The sequence below is a fragment of the Haloarcula rubripromontorii genome (assembly GCF_001280425.1).
GTDB lineage: Archaea > Halobacteriota > Halobacteria > Halobacteriales > Haloarculaceae > Haloarcula > Haloarcula rubripromontorii.
This window is the reverse complement of sequence record NZ_LIUF01000004.1, coordinates 274,502-291,925: the sequence shown is the minus strand read 5'-3', so window position 1 is coordinate 291,925 and position 17,424 is coordinate 274,502. Positions and strand designations below refer to the sequence as shown.

Annotated in this window: 13 protein-coding genes; 12 read left to right on the top strand and 1 reads right to left on the bottom strand. The window is 55.0% G+C overall.

Annotated features, from left to right (window positions below):
* Positions 1-166 precede the first annotated feature (166 nt).
* Positions 167-1,189, top strand: a complete 1,023-nt coding sequence (locus AMS69_RS13785; protein ID WP_053968638.1) for a tyrosine-type recombinase/integrase — start codon at positions 167-169, stop codon at positions 1,187-1,189.
* Positions 1,190-1,280: 91 nt separating this feature from the next.
* Here the strand turns inward: AMS69_RS13785 and AMS69_RS13780 are convergent, their stop codons facing one another.
* Complete coding sequence (locus AMS69_RS13780) at positions 1,281-2,135, bottom strand: hypothetical protein (protein ID WP_053968637.1); 855 nt, start codon at positions 2,133-2,135, stop codon at positions 1,281-1,283.
* A gap of 145 nt (positions 2,136-2,280) precedes the next feature.
* Between AMS69_RS13780 and AMS69_RS13775 the strand changes: the two genes are divergently transcribed.
* The 11 genes from AMS69_RS13775 to AMS69_RS13725 all read left to right on the top strand — a co-directional run bounded on the left by AMS69_RS13775 (position 2,281) and on the right by AMS69_RS13725 (position 17,369).
* On the top strand, positions 2,281-7,848 hold the full coding sequence (locus AMS69_RS13775; protein WP_155119969.1) for a dockerin type I domain-containing protein: 5,568 nt from the start codon (positions 2,281-2,283) through the stop codon (positions 7,846-7,848).
* Entirely contained in the window at positions 7,838-8,830 is a 993-nt protein-coding gene (locus tag AMS69_RS20225) for a hypothetical protein (protein WP_155119968.1), read from the top strand. The genes AMS69_RS13775 and AMS69_RS20225 overlap by 11 nt, the downstream gene beginning before the upstream one ends.
* A 358-nt stretch (positions 8,831-9,188) precedes the next feature.
* Positions 9,189-9,989 carry a colicin D domain-containing protein gene (locus tag AMS69_RS13765; RefSeq protein ID WP_155119967.1) on the top strand — a complete coding sequence of 267 codons (801 nt, stop codon included), beginning with the start codon at positions 9,189-9,191 and terminating at the stop codon, positions 9,987-9,989.
* 2 nt (positions 9,990-9,991) lie between these two features.
* On the top strand, positions 9,992-10,303 hold the full coding sequence (locus tag AMS69_RS13760) for a colicin immunity domain-containing protein (protein WP_162230990.1): 312 nt from the start codon (positions 9,992-9,994) through the stop codon (positions 10,301-10,303).
* Between the two features lie 169 nt (positions 10,304-10,472).
* Positions 10,473-11,549 carry a hypothetical protein gene (locus AMS69_RS20685; protein ID WP_053968632.1) on the top strand — a complete coding sequence of 359 codons (1,077 nt, stop codon included), beginning with the start codon at positions 10,473-10,475 and terminating at the stop codon, positions 11,547-11,549.
* A gap of 2 nt (positions 11,550-11,551) precedes the next feature.
* A complete protein-coding gene (locus tag AMS69_RS13750; protein ID WP_053968631.1) occupies positions 11,552-12,664 on the top strand; it encodes a hypothetical protein in 1,113 nt (370 codons plus the stop codon).
* Between the two features lie 195 nt (positions 12,665-12,859).
* Positions 12,860-14,047, top strand: coding sequence for a hypothetical protein (locus AMS69_RS13745; RefSeq protein ID WP_155119966.1), 1,188 nt, complete (start codon positions 12,860-12,862; stop codon positions 14,045-14,047).
* Positions 14,044-14,793, top strand: a complete 750-nt coding sequence (locus tag AMS69_RS13740) for a hypothetical protein (RefSeq protein ID WP_053968629.1) — start codon at positions 14,044-14,046, stop codon at positions 14,791-14,793. Before AMS69_RS13745 ends, AMS69_RS13740 begins: the two co-directional genes overlap by 4 nt.
* A 122-nt stretch (positions 14,794-14,915) precedes the next feature.
* Entirely contained in the window at positions 14,916-16,175 is a 1,260-nt protein-coding gene (locus tag AMS69_RS13735; protein ID WP_053968882.1) for a hypothetical protein, read from the top strand.
* 262 nt (positions 16,176-16,437) lie between these two features.
* Positions 16,438-16,818 carry a hypothetical protein gene (locus tag AMS69_RS20215; protein ID WP_155119965.1) on the top strand — a complete coding sequence of 127 codons (381 nt, stop codon included), beginning with the start codon at positions 16,438-16,440 and terminating at the stop codon, positions 16,816-16,818.
* Positions 16,815-17,369 carry a hypothetical protein gene (locus tag AMS69_RS13725; RefSeq protein WP_053968627.1) on the top strand — a complete coding sequence of 185 codons (555 nt, stop codon included), beginning with the start codon at positions 16,815-16,817 and terminating at the stop codon, positions 17,367-17,369. The genes AMS69_RS20215 and AMS69_RS13725 overlap by 4 nt, the downstream gene beginning before the upstream one ends.
* Positions 17,370-17,424 lie beyond the last annotated feature (55 nt).

The following is a 17,424-nucleotide window of genomic DNA, read 5'->3' as shown; positions in this document are numbered from 1 at the left end:
CAAAGGCCCGGGATTTTGTATAGCGATATGCACTTTACCAAACCCATTAAGTCCATCTAGCTCGATATACAGAACCTGAACCGCCGATATTCTGGTTTTGGAATTAGGTTTGTATTACTCTAATAAGCACCACCAGATTTACCCGCACCGCCGCTGTACGGGAAGCATGAATCGTCTTCCGCCTGAGTACGACGCTACTCCCGGGGATGACGCCCTCGAAGCAGCCATCGACAAGCGGCTCGTCGATATCGACTCCGGACGCTATCGAACCAACGTCGCGAGCGTCCTCCGGAAATTCGCAGCATGGAGTCGGGACCAGCACGGTATCACGAGTCCAGAGCATATCGACGACGACCTCTGTCGGCAATACGCTCGTGACCTCGCCCGTGCCGAGGATCGAGATGAGATTTCCCCAGAAACAGCCCGCCGCTACTTCGCCTATCTGCGCTCGTTCCTCACTTGGGCTGTCTACGAGGGCCTAATCCAGACAAACCCAGCCAAGACCAACCACGCCGAAGACCCGCTTCCAACCGACGAGACAGAGAGCGACCAGCAGTACTGGACCACACGCGACCGCGACGCCATCTGTGCGACTGCCACTGCTCGCGTCGACGAAGCCGGCGAGAGCGAGGACATCGACCGGACAGCGGCGTACCGCAATCAGGCACTCGTCTTCCTCCTCGCCTACTCTGGTGCTCGCAGCGCAGAACTCGTCGCCGTCTCCGACGATGAAGACCGCAACGGCCTCCGATGGCGACACGTCGATCTCAACGCCGGTACGATGCAGGTGTTCGGGAAGAACCGCACTCGTGAGTCTGCGCCGATCCTCGACGATGCTATCCGTCCACTCCGGCGCTGGAAGCAACTTCGGGAGCCCGATGATGACGAGGCTGTGTTCCCCAGACTCGACAACGCTGCGAAAGCGTTGGAACCGACGCCGTCGATCACAACGCAGTCAGCACGAAATGTCCTCGCTGACCTCTGTGACTGGTCAGAGTATGACTTCGAGGAACCCCTGAAGCCCCACGGCGCTCGCCGTGGCCTCGGACGAGAAATCTATCGCGAGAATCCACAGCTGGCCCAAGATGTACTCCGGCACAAGTCCATCGAAACCACACACGAGGGCTACGCTCAGGAAGCCGCGAAACGCACCCGCGACGAAGCGAACGATATCATCGGCAGTGAGTAAGTTGCCGGCCGCTCTTCAGAGGGAATTGACAGACACCCTCCAATTGAGTCGTCAGTGAGGTGAGAATGTCTCGTGTGTCTTGGAATCGCTTCTACAACCGACGATAGATGATGAGCCCACCGAGAACAGCCACGAGAATACTCCCACCGATGAGCAGATTCGTGGGTGAGCCGCCCGACGGCTCGACATCTGTGGTCGCGGTCTGAGACGGTGTGTCCGTCACGTTCGGAGTGATTGCTGGCCCACCACTGTTGGTCTGGGTTGGGGTTGATTCCTCGGTGTCCGTTTTGGTCGAGCGTCCAGTCACTTCGGTCGTCGTCGCTGTTGGCGTGTCACTGGGCGTCGGTTCCGTTACTGTCGCTGTGTCGCTGGAGTCGCTCGAGTCACTGCTGCTTGAATCGCTATCATCGTCGTCGCCATCACTACTACCGCCGGAACTCGAAGAGTCTTCCTCGGTAGGAGTCTCCGTTGAACTTGGAGTTTCTGTCTCAGTTGGAGTTGGTGTTGGCGTCTCCGTTGGGGTTGCTGTTGTGTCATCTCCGGACTCGACTGTCAGCGTTCCACCACCTACACTGGTGACATTGTACGCGTTCCCGGATTCGTCACCGACGGCTGCAACGGTCAGGTCCACATCGCTCGTCCCGACAGCCTCGCCCGTGAGYGTCACCGARACAACAGACGCCGAGCCACTGTCAGCGGTATCCATTCCAGTCGCCGCAATGCGAACGCCATTGCTTTCTTCAGAGGACTGGACTGTTTCTGGGGTCCCAGCAACAGTCGTGTTTGAGATTGTTGCAACCGATTCGTTGGTACTTGCAATCTCGATATCTAGTGAGCCGACCCCGCCTGTAGTCGACGTGACGACGACATCAACGGTGGTTGTGTTGCCAACCGTAACGGTCTCAGTCGATGGCTGGACTTCGACACTGGTCRTTCCCGCCCCCATCGCCACTCCCGTCAAGAGGGATACTGCTATACAAACGCCGAATACTGTCGCAAGCTTTCTCATTAAATGTATAGTCTCAATAAGTAGGATTAAGTATTCTGATTACTGATTCAAATTTACAACAATACCTCTGGTGGGGGTTTATATGACAAGTTCGACGACAAAATTACAAGCGATATTTGGTGTATTACTATTAGTGACTGTCGGTCCAGTCTCGGGAATGATGACCGGGGCCGGGGCTGGCCCGCTGCAGACGGCCGGCAATGACACCCCCGGTGCAAGTGCCGGAAACCAGGCTGTCACCACGGCCGGAAACGAGCCGACACAAACACCCGCCGCAGCGGCCGGGAACCAGGCGACTGGACCACTTTCGACCAACTGGAATGGCTCAACAGAGCCGAATGCGAGTGCCATTGCGCAGTTACCGCCCCGAGAAAACGATTCTCACCCGTACCCGCTCGTCGATGATAACCAGCCCACAGATCCAGATGGTGACGGCCTCTACGAAGATGTCAACGGCGATGGGGCTGTCAATATCGTCGACGTCGACGCACTGTCTCGTCACTTGGGGTCCACAGCAGTTGGTGCCAACTGGAGTGCGTACGATTACACAGGAGACAACCGAACCGATGTCGGGGATATCCAGTGGCTCCTCGTCGCCACACGCTCGACGGCCTCGAACGACACTGACGGTGATGGACTTCCCGATGCATACGAGCGAAACGTCACGAAAACCGACCCCAGGGTAGCAGACTCTGACGGAGATGCTGTGATCGACGGCGCAGAAGACTGGGATAATGATACATTACCGGCATATCGCGAATATCGACTCGGTACTGACCCTCACAGCAACGATACAGACGGTGACGGCCTCACTGATGAGGTCGAATCACGACTTCAGGGCGTTGATCCGACCGACCCTGACACAAACGGGGATGGTGTTTCAGACTCCGAATGGAATCTAGACCAGGATAATTTGACTACCGGCGAAGAACTAGAGGCTGGGACTGATCCGTTCGTAGCTGATTCCGACAGCGATGGCTTCACCGATGGACGTGAAATCGAACATGGAACGAACGCGTTGAATCCGGACACCGACGACGACGGCTTACTCGATGGCGAAGAGATCACACTGGGTACCGATCCGACAAATCCAGACTCGGACAGCGATGGTGTCCGCGACGGCAACGAGACGTTCACGACAACGACAGCGGACGAAGACTTGGGTTTGACTGTCCGAGTCAACGGCTCCGGCGATATCGCGTCCAGCGTGAGTACTTCGGGAGTTACCGACGGACCTGTTGTCACTGACTCCTTACAGAATGCAAGCGTTTCACCTGTCGTTGAATTCGAAAGTGAACGCGAGTTCGACAACGCGACTATTGCATTCTCCTACAATGAGTCGGCGGTTCCGAACAACGAATCCACGCTGGCGATATTCCGATACAACCGGTCGGCCCAAACCTACGTCCCGCTGAATACAACTGTCGATGCGGAGAACAATACTGTACGGACACAGACGCCGCATTTCTCGCGGTACGTGGCGATGGATTATACGGAATGGGTCAAACAGTTCGACGGGAATCGCACCTCTCCTTGGAGTGTTGATCAGAATTTCACCAATACGACCATCGCGAATCTCCCATCGTGGACCCAGACCCAAGGGATGGCAGTCCAAGCTGGCGTAACGAACGGCAGCCTGCAGGTGACTAGTCCGGGAGACGATTCGACTACCGGCCTGAAATCGATCGATACCTTCGAAGACGGTGATTTGTCCGAATATTATCTTCGCGAGGGTTCGTCCGATCACGTGAGAGTAACCGACTCGCCTCAAGTGACACCGCGGAACGGGAGCAACCTGCTCGAGGTCGCATCTGGTGTCAAACTCCAGTCGAGAAGCGGCCTCGACCGGTATCCGTCGGCAGGTGATACGTTCGATTTCTGGGTCCATTTCAACGGCGTCGAATACGGGCAAGAACGAGATCTGGGCTTCAGATTCGGTGTCACCGATGAAGCTGACCACTTCTACAATGCTTATCTCGGACAGGGTGACAGTCCAATTCAACTCCGAAGGGAACACGGTTCTAGCAAGTATGTTTTCGCGGAAACAGATACGCAGCTCCCCAAAGACCGCTGGCTTCGTGGCCGCATCGAATGGGGAAAAGATGGCCAGATATCACTCACCGTGACGGACACCCAAGGTAACCAGTATGCCAACATCTCTGGCGTCGATACGACTCTCAAATCCGGTGGCATTGAGTATCATGTTTCTGACAACCGTGATGATCCGTCATACTTCGGAGAGTCGGTAATCATCAACAGCTCTGCTGTGTCTCCTGACGATGGTTCGTCCACCGAGACATCTGAGCATGGTCAGGTGACGCGCACCTTTGGATCGATTAACGGGATCAAGAACTTCACTGTACAGATCAATGCCACGTCGACCGGCGGCGGCCGGGTCGCACTCCAGACCGCGAATGGCAGTGTCCTCGATAATGCGTCCATTACCAAGCGGGATGTTTACCGGCTCAATGCGTCGGGCACCGAAACGAACGGCCGACTCGAACTGGCAGTAACGGCGGAGAATGGAATCGTTTCGGTCGACCGAGTGCGCGTCAAGCGGGATAGCGACGGCGATGGACTGCCAGATACTGTCGAGCGGGCTGAGACACGGATTGGTAGCGGGGAGACGATCCAAACAGATCCGACCGATGCCGATACCGACGGCGACGGCCTCTCAGACAGCAAAGAAATCGGCCAGTACACGGAGGTCAGGTATCGCGGCACAACTGTCTCCTATTACAAGCACCTCGCCAATCCAAGGCAGGTCGACACTGACGGCGACAACCTGACCGACGCGGAGGAAGTCGCAGGCTGGGAAGTTCAGCGGACGACCAGTGCAAATGCGTCACAGGGCTATTTGAACGTTTCTCGTCCCGATCCCTCGAAACAATTACTGAGATCATATCTGCGCTCATTGTACCGTGGCGAGACTGATGCGTACCAGCACCCAATTAACCGTGGTACAGATAGCCGTTCTTCGAGAGCCATCGCGATAGCAATCGCAAAAGAAACTGATATCAACGTTTCAGTGCTCAGTGAGGCTGGTAATAGCCCTTCACCGAATCGGGCGTATCTCACGAATACAACCGCAATATCTGATCCGCTGCTGTCTGACACCGACGATGATGGACTTGCAGACAACGTTGAACACCTTCGTGGGACAGACCCAAATCGTGCTGACACTGATGGCGACAGCATCCCCGATCAGACAGAGTTCGAAAGTGGTACAGCTCCAGTCCTGTTCGACCACCGTGCTCCAACGGTAACGATCGAAGGCATTCGAACAAAACGTATAAAAGATTCAACGAAGGTGGTCGTGAGGCAACAGGGTACTACAAAAACGGTAAGCCCCAAAAATATCGATGTTACAGACTCGGATGGTCCCAATTCTATTTTCGTTGCAAAATACCGGTACACCGTCCGTTTACGTGCCCATGATCCGAGCGGCGTCTCCAAATTGGTGGTGAAGCCGGATTGTCAGTATCTTGCTCGTCAAGCAGGCTCGAATCTAGACCCTGTCCCACAGTCAGCGTGTCAGGTTGACGGAGAGACAATCGAGTTTGACAATGAGACAACGACATCGTACAGGCGAGTCGAATTCACCGTTCGAACACCTGTCGACAAAGCTGGAGTGTTTGCCCTTCAGGAACTTGGTCAGTTCTTCGAAACCTCTCCGGTAACTGTTACAGCAATTGATAGCAACAGGAACAGGCGATCTAGTGACTACACTTCTCCGGGGGCAATTCCCGAGCTTGCCAAGACCGCTGCTGATCATCCGGCTACTGGCGAGGTGACCGAAGATCGCGTGATCTCGGGAATAGCATACCGAAGCGGAGGGGTATGGGGTATTCAGCAATCAGCACTTGATATATCCTACTTCCTCTCACATCCGTGGACGGCTGTCACCTGGCTCGGAGATCTCGAAAAGCTTCCTGACGCAGCGCTGAGAGCGCCTGAGACCCTTCCCTCTGCAGCCAGGAATCTTCAGGATCGGCAGAACCCGTTCGACCGGAGTACCGAGACAGAAAACTACAAACTCTATGGTCAAAGTTGGTTGGTGGGATACGGCACCGGTACCGCTGGCTCTGAGGTCAGTATTGGCCTCGCAACCGGTGGTGGCTCAACGGTCTCGAAAGCCGCAAAATTGCGGAAGGTAACTGACACAGTTGGCGATGCTGGAACGACAGCGAGAGGCTGGACATTCCATCGGTCAGTTAAGATGGCATCAACCATTTCGAAAGACACTGATATCAAGCCAGCAGGAACCCGACGCGCACTCGGCCGGGTGGCGATACCCGAGCGTGTGCGCCATGCACAGCGGCTGAACTCACCACGATGGACACGACTCATCGAATCGGTCCCAGAGCGCGCTACAGGCCCATCCCGAACCGAACGAGTTAGTCGGTCGATGCGACGAACTGGCGATTCTGGACGGGAGCTGATGTTGGATCTGCATAGCTCCGGGGACCAACGAGCGCTGGAAACGTTCGTCGCGATGGACGACGTGCCCGCCACACAGCGGGCCTTCGCCCGCGCATACGAGAGCGGCGACCTCGGCAGCGACGAGATGGCGACGGCGCTCAAGCGGTACGACGAGCTGGATAGCCGAGAGCAGGATGCGGCTGACGAGCTAATTGCTGATACGGGCGACGATGGTACGGAATTCCTCGCCGAAGCCGACGACAATACCGTCCAGCGAGTGGTGGCTGACGGGGGTATCGACGGGTACGACCGGACGAAAGCCGATCTACTGGCTGACGACAGTGTGGATTCGGCGATGATTACTCGGGTAGACGATCGGATTAATAAACTGAATACAAAAGATGCAGAGCGAGCGAAGGATCTGGTTGATGAGACTGGGGCAGATGGTGCCAGGATTATTGACGAGTTAGGCAAAGCAAAGGGAGATGCGTTGCAGTCGTTCATTCAGGCTGATCTGCAAGGCGCCGATATGGCAAAATGGCGAAACGGGCTTGCTCGGAAGTCTGGTGATTCAGACTCTCCCGTTCAATCGGAGGGTATCGCCCAATATGCAAAGGATGTCCGTGGTATACAGAAGTTAAAAGGCAGTGACAATATAGATATAAAGAATTCGGAAGGGCTCGTAGAAGAAACGATTGAAGACCCAACAGCTAGCCAGATTCGCGGTCAAAAATTCGAAGCTAGTCGAACAAAATACTATGCAGAGGAGTACGGCGATGTGACTGTAGAGCCAGCAACTAGTGGACAGGGAGAGCCGGATTTGCTTGTTAACAGGGGAAGCAGCTCTAAACCACTGTATGTGGAACAAAAGAATGTCAAAGGTGACCTCAAAGGTGGGTTGGAATTGAAGGACAGAATACACAAGGCCGATGGCTCATTCGACGGAATCTCGAAAGACCACAACCGAGTCGTTGAAATAGGTGCTGAGGGGAAAATCCCTGACGACTTCAACCCGACTACTACGGGCACTGACACACCGAAAGAATCTTTCAAAGAGCTAATCAGAGCAAAGCGGAATGGCGAAGACATCAATAGATTGCCTAAGAGCTTATCCGGTTGGGATAACCCTGGCATGACAGTAAAGATAATCAATGATAACGGCGAAGCCGTCGACAACGGAAAGTTCTCCGTCCGCAAGGCGTATAACGAGGTAAACAATGGGAACTAAAGACTACGACTATATTACGTACGACAGTTCTCTCTTCGATATAACATTTGAGGCACCGATTGGGCACCTACAGACTGAACGACAGTCCGACCGTCTGATAAGTACGACTAGAAAGGTGTTGGATTCGTTCAGATATCTTGTCCGTCCGACTGCAGTTGAATTTGGAATAGTTAGTTCTGACCAGAATGGGAATTGTGAACGGAAACTAACAGACTCAGACGGACTGGGTACCGAGGAGATCGTGGAGACAATCAGGAAGACCGTTGAAAGCGTCGAAACGCGTCGCTTGGGTTGGGTCAGAATAGCAGAAAGCACGCGTGTTACTCTATCAAATGGTGTCCATTATCTCCCCGAATCGGACAGGAGTGCGCTAATCAAAAGTGAAAACAAAAAAGATTTACATGGGCCGTTTGTACCTCTTGAACTCAAAATTGGTCAAGCAAGTACTCACAGACCTACCCGAGTACAAAAAGTGAGTATCATCGGCCATTCGGGTCACTGGCTCCTGAAGGAGGGGGGCAGCACCTCTCAACCGGAAACTACACCACTCGCGAAAATCGATTACAAACGGCTGGAAACTGCGATATTTAGATTGTATGATAATATCGCGCCGGCTGAAATAGAATTACTGATGTTCGAATCTTCGAACGGGCGACAGACATTAGAACAGGAGATCCCCGCGTGTCCTTCACTGCAGGAGCAGCACGCAATCGAGTGGGTACTTGAAAATTTCCAATGGATGGATTCTGACGGGGTTGATATCCGACTGGAGTACATTGAGGAAAAAATGAATCCTCTCGCTACCTCAACACGAGGCAGTTCGCCTGACGAGAAGGTACAACTATACCTTGGTAAGGGGTTACCGGATGACAAATACGACAACGGAACCACTGTGAGAGTGATTTACCCTGAAAATGAAACAAAATTTGTCAAAGATAGTCAAGATGGCTGGAGGATACAACCAGCATCAGAAATGAAATAGGAACTGCATAGAGCCATCTGCTGCATTTTGAGTTATATCTGGGTTTGGGCGTCGACTCGACAGTATTCAAAAAAGTGTACATGGGAATTGATAAAAACAATTCCTCCTCCAGAAAGTTGCCGAAAGCTGCGCAGACTTCTATACCCGACAGATCACGGATAAATTCGACGGGATGCCCGGCGCTCGCCGCCAGCGCGTCTCGAACCAGTTCGACGAAAAACCACTTCGACGATGTCGATGGGCAGTACAATCCCGCGAGCGAAGCGACCGACTACTTCAAAAATACTGGTCCAAGTGGGCGGGAAGCGCTCAACGACCTGACCGACAGCAACCCTGACGCCGCGACGTGCTGCTGCGGATGGACGACGCCGCTACCCAGTGGCGGTTTACCCGGGCCTACGATAACGGCGAACTGGACAGTGACGAAATGGCGACGGCTCTCAAGCGGTACGACGAGTTGGACGCGAACGAAAAACGAACGGCCGATGCGATGGTGATGCGTGGCGGTGACGATGGCGTCTCACTCCTCGATGAGCAGGTCTGTAACAGTCCCTGTGACAGTTTCACTGAGGCCTGGCATGGACTCAAACAAACTGATTCAGTCAGTTCCAATGACGCCACCACCTTCCGAAACAATCTATTGGGAGGCGTCCAACGAGGCGAAATAAGCGATGACCGGGCAGCCGACCTCCTCGGAGACACGAAACAGCTCGCCACCGACGAGGGTTGTGATGTCACTGATGTCATCAACAGAGACGATCGCTTCTCACGAGCGCTGATCAGACAATACGACGAATCAGGCTCTGTTGGGACGGATACGCTGCGGAGGATGGATCAAGTCGGGGAGATAGACCTCCCAGACGGCCAAATTGAGCGCAAATACAAACATGCTGATGACTTCGGCGTGACCGGTAACAACAACCCAGAAAATCAGGAAGCGTTCAGAGAGGCAATCGCTGAGCATGCGGTTAATCCAAATACGGAACGAATCGAAGGTCGATACACTCGATTAGAAGGTGACCAAAGTGTCACACACATATACAATCCAAACACTGGAAATGATATCATCATCGACGACGGGGAGTTCCTCACTGGATTCAAATTGACTCAGGGACAAAGGAAGAATATACGAAACACGGGAGTTATTGGAGGGGGATGACTATGAAAGCTGTTCAGAGAGCCAACAAGTATTTAGATCTTATACGCTCCTACACAGATGGAGAAATAGAAGCGTCAGAATTCATGCATACGTATCTGACTGAGTTCAAGGAGGATTACCACGATGTTGCTCCAGACGAGCCATACGAAGTACTCGAACCGTTATTCTTTGCATGTGATGTTTACTGCGATGACCCAGAACTACGAGGGAAGCATGATATTGGGAAGCGCCAATTTTTCAAAGAAGCAGCCTATGCCCGAAGGAGACTGGAGGAGATGCTGAACGAAATGGAAGAAAGTGGCTCCAACGAATAATTGGCGGAACGAATAACGACCAGTTCGATTGGTCAATGAAGGACTACTTCGACGGTAACGATACTCACACGAGGCCACCGATCTCTTCGAGAACACCGGTCCCAGTGGGCGTCGCGCGCTCAACGATCTGGCGGAAAGCGAACAGGACGCCGCCGACGCGCTCCTCCAGATGGACGACGCCGCCACCCAGCGGCGCTTTACTGAGGCCTACGAGAGCGATTCTATCGACAGCGACGAGATGGCGACGGCGCTCAAGCGGTACGACAGTCTGGATAGCGATGGGAAGCGAGAGTTCGACGACCTGCTGGCGCGCAACGGTGACGACGCGGCAGAGTTTGCAGGCCGCACGGACTCGGACACGTTCGACTCGACGTTTAGAGGATGTGGCCTTAGCAGTGCACCATCTCTCGGTGCTGCTGGCTCGCTGCGGTCCGATAGGTATCACTCGGTTGCAACACCGTCGCCGTCCCTGCAGAGCGACAATGGCTGTCTCCCCGACAAGTTGGGACTGTCGGGTAGTGAGAAGAGCAAATATCTTTCTGCATTAAATGCGGGAGTGGACGTCGATAGCGGGCCAATCACCAGCGCCGACGAACTGGAAGGTTTGCTGGACGATCTGCAAGGTCGTGACGGTTTCGACGAGATTGACGAAATTGTGAGAGATATTCAGGGTAATAAAAAGGGGTTCAAAGGTCTTTCCGGTGAAGGATATGTCGGAAGAGCACTCGATGACCGGGCCGAGATCGATGCCAACGATGGCGATGTCGCACTCGAAAAAGACCTCTCTGCAGATGATATCGCCGATGAGTACAGTCAGGACATTGCCGACGATGTCGAAAACAGTGATGCGTTCAAGAATGTTGATAGTGCCAGAGGTGGCTCAAGTAGTGACATCGATGCGAAGGTGAACACTGAGGTAGAAATCAACGGCCGGACGCTTGAGGACCCGGCAATCGAATCCAAAAACCTCGATCCGGACAGCGCTGAATTCTTCAGAATAGACAACTGGAACGGCTTGAAAAAGAAGCTACGGACCCACGCAGTCGCAGGCGAAGATGAAATCGTCGTGGCCATGGATCAAGACTATATCGACGTGGAGGCTAACCGTCTCGGCGGGAGCAGTAGCTCATCGTCCCGAGAGGTTCTGAGCAACAGACTGGAAAACGACATCGAAACGACGCTGGCAGATGAGCTGGGGATATCGAAAGACGTAACAGTTGAAGTAACTAGCTATGGTGACATATAACAATGTCACCTCGCCACCTCACGGTCCACGTTCCCGAGTTTGCCGGTGACATCGTTTCGACCGGCTTCGACGCGGCTGAAGCGGCTGGCTTCGACATTGACAGAGATCAGGAACCGGATGATGATGACTGGCCGTATTTCAACGGCAATTACGACAAGACGACCGTTTCGTTCATGTTCGATGTCTCCTCGGATAGAGCGCCGTACGAACGCGTTCTATCCGTGGGACTCTCGGATATCCTCTTTCCGTCGAACTGGTCGAACAGTCAGAACCACGCCGAATTCGTGGCCGCTATCATCAATCTCGCTTGTGAATTAGCCTCTGCATATGACGCGGAATACGTGTCACTGTTCAAAACTGGGAGCCATAACGCAATCGCACCGACGGGCATGCCGTTCGCCGACCACATTGATCAGGTCCCGCAACTGGCTGTCTATTCTAGGTCACTGCTGGAAGAGCTAGGCGGTTTCGATGGGCTGTACGGCGGGGAACCGTGGCGGTATGCGGAACTGGACAGTGGACACGTCTTGGCCATGACTGCTGACGGCCCCTGGCAGAACCCCCCATTCACCGACTCAGAGCGGAGGGACCTGAAGCGTGGGGATGCCGACGAGGAACGTGGTCTCTCGGACCCGTTCACCGCGCTCGACCCGGATGAGTACGGGACGGATGCAGTCATTACGACGGACGATCTCGCCCCGGAGTTCACCAACGAAGCGCTGACGCTGGAGCGGGTCTATCGGGACGAGTCTGACAACCTCCGTCGTATAGACGACGACTCGTTCGTCAGGCGGCTCATCAACGACGGCCCGATCGGCGAGCTACCGGCCGGTGTTGACCAAGACGACGAGCGGCTGTCGGCGCTCATCGAAGGGTCGATTCCGCCGGCGTTCGTCCAGTTGGACGGTCCCGAAGACGAGTCGGTCGTCTCGAAGACCATGGCGTTGGACATCGTGACCAGCAAGTTCGACCTGCTGGTGAGTCTGGCCCGAACTGCGCGCTCGGCAGACGTCTCCGACGATGTTATGAGTACTATCGAGGGGATACTGGACGAGCTTGGTGAGATGGACGACCAGGACGGTATCGACCAGTACATCGAACAAAAGCTTCTGTGACTGCGGTAGCTTTTCACAGACGACGGCGCTCGCCGTGTCCTCAAACCCGCTAGAACAGCAATTGATACAGTCCGCATCCGGCACACAATCCGTCGGACAGACGTTGACATGGCGGAGTTGGACCCAGCCCAACAGCGACGCCTCGGTACACTGCTTACAGAAAACGATCCAGCCGTTGCCCGTGCCGTCCGGCAAATGGACCAGGACGAAATTGATGCTCTGACCCGGGTCGAGATGAATGGCCGTACCCGGAGCGATTTCGCCCGGGCCTACGACAGCGATTCCGTCGATAGTGACGAACTCGCGACGGCGCTCAAGCGGTACGATGAGTTGGATAGCAACGGGAAGCAAGAGTTCGACGAGCTGGTGGATGCCGCAGGTGATGATGGCGTCTGGTTCGTTGCAGGTCTAGATTCGGACCAGACTCGCCGGTTCTTGGGCTTGAATTGTGGCCGTACATCGTCAGTCGGTGCCCCTGCAGACCTGCACGGTGACCGATATCATGCCGTCGACTCGCCGGAATTGGAAACGCTGGCTACCGCTGGCTGTAGCGACGGACTCACTGATGCAGAGGAAGGGCGCTTCTACAGCAGTGTCAGCGAAGCAGCGCGAGAGAACAGCGATATTAGCCGTACCAATGTGATAAATAAAGTCGAGAGTGTCCAATCTGGCTACCGGCAGGACGGTCTGAAACGGCTCTTCGGTGACACCGGTGCAGACGGAATCAGATTCGTCGACCAGATGGACAGCAGTCGGAGAGAGCGGTTCTTCGACATCGGTAACAATGACGCCTACGCTGAGGCTGACTTCAACAGTATCGACAAATGGCGAACGAAGATGACCCGTGCTCACAGGCGGGATAATATCGATGATGACGCCGTCAACCAACACATCGATGACGTTGCCGAAGCGAAGAACAGAGACTCTATAACCAACCCCGAAAAGCTGATGGACGAAACCTCCGACCAACCTGCTAAGATCCCTAGTCAGAACGGCGAGACGGCCAGCGCCTTTAGATACGCTGATCAGGAAGGGAGTGAGGTTGAACTGGAGCCAGTGGACGGTGCGTACGACCTGAAAGTCGACAACCAATACACCGGAACGGACTACGTCGAGGTGAAGACGAGGCTGGGAGACGGTGAATTCAATGATGACTGGGTAAAAAGGCAACTTGAGTCGGTTAACAAAAAATTCGACGAGGCAGGCTCTACAGTCAGTGAGGATCAAAGCGTCCTAGAAGTCCGCACTACAGAACCGAAGAGTGAACTTGATAGCGCTGAAATGGCGGTTAATAGTGCCATCGATTCGTATGGTGGGACAGTTCATGCCAAGGAGATTCGCATAGTCGCAAACGACGGGACTACTCGTACGGTTACTGTATGACAGAGAATACCGAGTCAAAAGTTGGCGTCTCGATTGAGTGCGCCGCCGCATGGGACTTCGTCGTCCCGTCGCGTGCCACGACATTGTCGGAGGTTACCGAGGAATGTATCCGTCGCTATCAACAGCTATTCGAAGCGTTTGGAGACCTCATCATCCCGACTGAAATCCAGACAGAAGTTGAGATTCACGACGAAGACCGAAGGCTTGTAGATGTTGGCCAGGACCGAAACCCGAGAGATAGAAACGAGATAGTGTTAACTGGCGAGGAGATATCACCGCCGGATGTCGCAGCGGCGACTAAAAGTGAAGGGAACGGCGTTTCATATTTAACAGATATTCGTATCAGATGGGCGCGGATAAAACTTCGATTAAGACAGGGTGACAAACTCGTCGATAGGCAGGATTGCATTCAGTACATGAAAGGTGAGCCTCGACCAGATGGGGTCCTTCCAGCACCAATGGAATGCAGCGTTACTCACTACCGGAGCAAAGAATCTGATCCCGTCGATACAGAATACAAGACTGTGATATCCGTAAATCTCCATAGTGATGTCTGGATGGGAGGTAGCGAGCCTGCGCGAGTAAACAGAGAGCGACTCGGGACGTTTCTCGGGAAGCTTGACGAAGCGGTTTCACCGGCGGAAATTAAACGAGAGTGCTACGAGTGGGACGATTTCTGGTACAACCTGTCGGTGACGACCGACGAGTGGGGACGCCATACGTTTGACCCAGCGGCAATCTACTGAGTACGGGAGTAGAGGACTACTTACTGGAACCGTAGCGATACCTGGCTAGGAGTAAAGCCCGGCACCGTAGCGGCAACTCCGACTTCGTACTCGAGCGTCCCGACGGCCGGAGCCGCGTGGTCGTGCCCGAGGATGTCGGGACGACGCAGTGGCAGTTCCGGCGGGCCTACGAGAGCGGCGACCTCGACAGCGACGAACTCGGGACGGCGCTCAAGCGGTACGATGAGTTGGATAGCGATGGGAAGGACGAGTTCGACGATCTGCTGGCACGCAACGGGGACGACGCGGCCGACTTCGCAGGCCGCACGGACTCGGACACGTTCGACGCCGTCATCTCTCCTTGTGGGGCTCGCGGTGCACCGTCGCTCGGAGGGGCGGGCTCGTTCCGGACCGACCGATACCACTCGGTCGAAGCGTCGCCATCGACGCTCGCACAGAGCGGTGGAAGCTGTCCGGACCTCCCCGACGACGTCGAAAATGACCTGCAAGATGCGCTCACGAACGTCGACGGGGACCTCGATGCCGACGATGTAAACGATGTCAGACAGTCGATTAGCGAGCTCGACGGGGACGGACAGGACGCAGCGACCGACCTGATCGATGGGATGGGTGACACGGGGGTCAGCACCGTCAACGACGCCGATGCATTGAGTGACAGCGTCGACGGGCTCTCCGATGGTGAGGTCGGAGATCTCATCGTCTCATACGACAGCTACCGGCGTGCAGAGTTCGATGGCGCCCGGAGTCCGCGAGACGTCCAGGACGATCTCGACCAGCTTGCAAATGCCAAGGATGGGGGTGTCGATGGTCTAGACAGTATGATTCGAGAACGAACTGGCGGTGGCAACGCAAAGAACTTCAGAGGAGTTGACGGTGCAGCTCAGGATGCAACGGAAAAACTAGACGACGGTGTCGACCCGAACAACCTCCACCTCGAGGACGATATCGAGCTCGACCAAAGCGACATAGATGACGTGGAGAGCGAGACTGACCTCGATCCGGACACCGACCTCTTCGAGGAGACCGACATCGACGTCAACGTCGACGGGGGGTCGAGTACCGAAATCAAGAAAACCGACTTCGAGCCGTTCGCTGAGGCGGACTTCGCGTATCGACGGCGGGCGGAGGATATCTCCGATCTCTGGAAGAAATTGAACACGATTGCGGCGCACGGGGACGGCGGGAGTATCACGATCACCGTCAGTCGGGGCCCAGACCGTGCGTTCTCTGACGACGTGCTGGACAAGCTTCGGACCAGCAGCAGGATTAACACTGGAACACTGGACACCGACGAGATATCCACGCTCGGAGACGTCGCAACTGAAGTGGAGTCAGACTTCGGAATTGAAATTAGGTTCGAACGATTTAGCGAAGGCGACTAACATGTCTCGAATATGGTTCGGATTCTATCGGACCGAGCCGTGGCGGTCCAAAGAGCTTGTCAGACAGACACTGGAAATATGCAGGTCGATAGACGGCTTCGAACTCGGTCCGCCGGACAAGACAGTTGGACCGGCGGATTTCTCCGTCGATGAGTCAGGCGCGTTCGATTTATACTGGCAGGACGGGCCAGGCCGTGTCTCTGTCGGATTCATCTACGATGCTATGCCGAAGTGTTTTTTGGACATCTCTATGCGGAGACAGATGTTCGTTCCAGATGACGATGCGGGCGAGTATCAGGGGTTGACTGGTGCCGTACTCGAACTTGTTCGCGCGCTGGCCGTCGAATATGAGCCGTACTACGTCATGTCACCGAACCCGGAGCCAGAGATCGGCCCGGACCCGACTGACGTCATTCCGATGGCGGCCGAGTTCGAACTCGAGCGGATTCCGTGGTTCGGTATCTACTCGTCGTCGCTCATCAACGACTTCGGCGGTCGTGACCACGTGATGAGCGCTCCCGCCTGGCACGTTGAGGAACTTGAGACTGGCAGCATACTGCTTGTTCGCACACGAGCGCCGTGGGCAGATCTTGGTCGCGACCATCCGGTCGATCGGCATCTGTTAGAGGGGACAGACAGGTGAGTGACGATACCGAGTCCCCCTCAGTACCCCTCGCCGACCCCTTCGCAGCACTCGCCGTCGGTGGCTACGGTGCAGATGTATGCGTCCACCGTGACGACATCAGCACGGAGTTCCCGAACGAAATTCTGGAACTGGTCCGTGTTCGCGTCGACGAGAACCGCGATTTGCGCCGCGTCGACTCCGATAGATTCGTCCGAAACGTTGTCGTGGCCAATTCAAACGACCGCCGCTCAGTAGTCAAGCGGATGCTTGCTGACGTTCCTGCCGACGCTACTGACGAGGACCTATACGTTTCGGCCCTGCTCCGTGACGTAATTCCGCCGTCGTTCGTTCGACTGAACGACCCCGACGACGAGAACGTCGTGACGAAGGTGATGGAGCTCGACACTACCGTGAGCAAGATAAAACTCCTCGTGAGCCTCGGCCGCGTCGCTCAGCAGGACGACTTCACCGCCGAGGACCTCGACTCGATGGAAGGGGCGCTGGACACGCTCGCCGAACTCGACGACACCGAGAACGTCGACCAGTACATCCGAGAGCGGCTGCTGTGACTGGTGTTTCTTTGGACACTCAACGTCGCACGCACTGACCGACTGGAACGGTCGC

Excerpts from the sequence above, each read along its gene's own strand:
- AMS69_RS13785 (WP_053968638.1), top strand. The coding sequence starts at position 167 with ATGAATCGTCTTCCGCCTGAGTACGACGCTACTCCCGGGGATGACGCC.
- AMS69_RS13775 (WP_155119969.1), top strand. The coding sequence starts at position 2,281 with ATGACAAGTTCGACGACAAAATTACAAGCGATATTTGGTGTATTACTA.
- AMS69_RS20225 (WP_155119968.1), top strand. The coding sequence starts at position 7,838 with ATGGGAACTAAAGACTACGACTATATTACGTACGACAGTTCTCTCTTC.
- AMS69_RS13765 (WP_155119967.1), top strand. The coding sequence starts at position 9,189 with ATGGACGACGCCGCTACCCAGTGGCGGTTTACCCGGGCCTACGATAAC.
- AMS69_RS13760 (WP_162230990.1), top strand. The coding sequence starts at position 9,992 with ATGAAAGCTGTTCAGAGAGCCAACAAGTATTTAGATCTTATACGCTCC.
- AMS69_RS20685 (WP_053968632.1), top strand. The coding sequence starts at position 10,473 with ATGGACGACGCCGCCACCCAGCGGCGCTTTACTGAGGCCTACGAGAGC.
- AMS69_RS13750 (WP_053968631.1), top strand. The coding sequence starts at position 11,552 with ATGTCACCTCGCCACCTCACGGTCCACGTTCCCGAGTTTGCCGGTGAC.
- AMS69_RS13745 (WP_155119966.1), top strand. The coding sequence starts at position 12,860 with ATGGACCAGGACGAAATTGATGCTCTGACCCGGGTCGAGATGAATGGC.
- AMS69_RS13740 (WP_053968629.1), top strand. The coding sequence starts at position 14,044 with ATGACAGAGAATACCGAGTCAAAAGTTGGCGTCTCGATTGAGTGCGCC.
- AMS69_RS20215 (WP_155119965.1), top strand. The coding sequence starts at position 16,438 with ATGTTCGTTCCAGATGACGATGCGGGCGAGTATCAGGGGTTGACTGGT.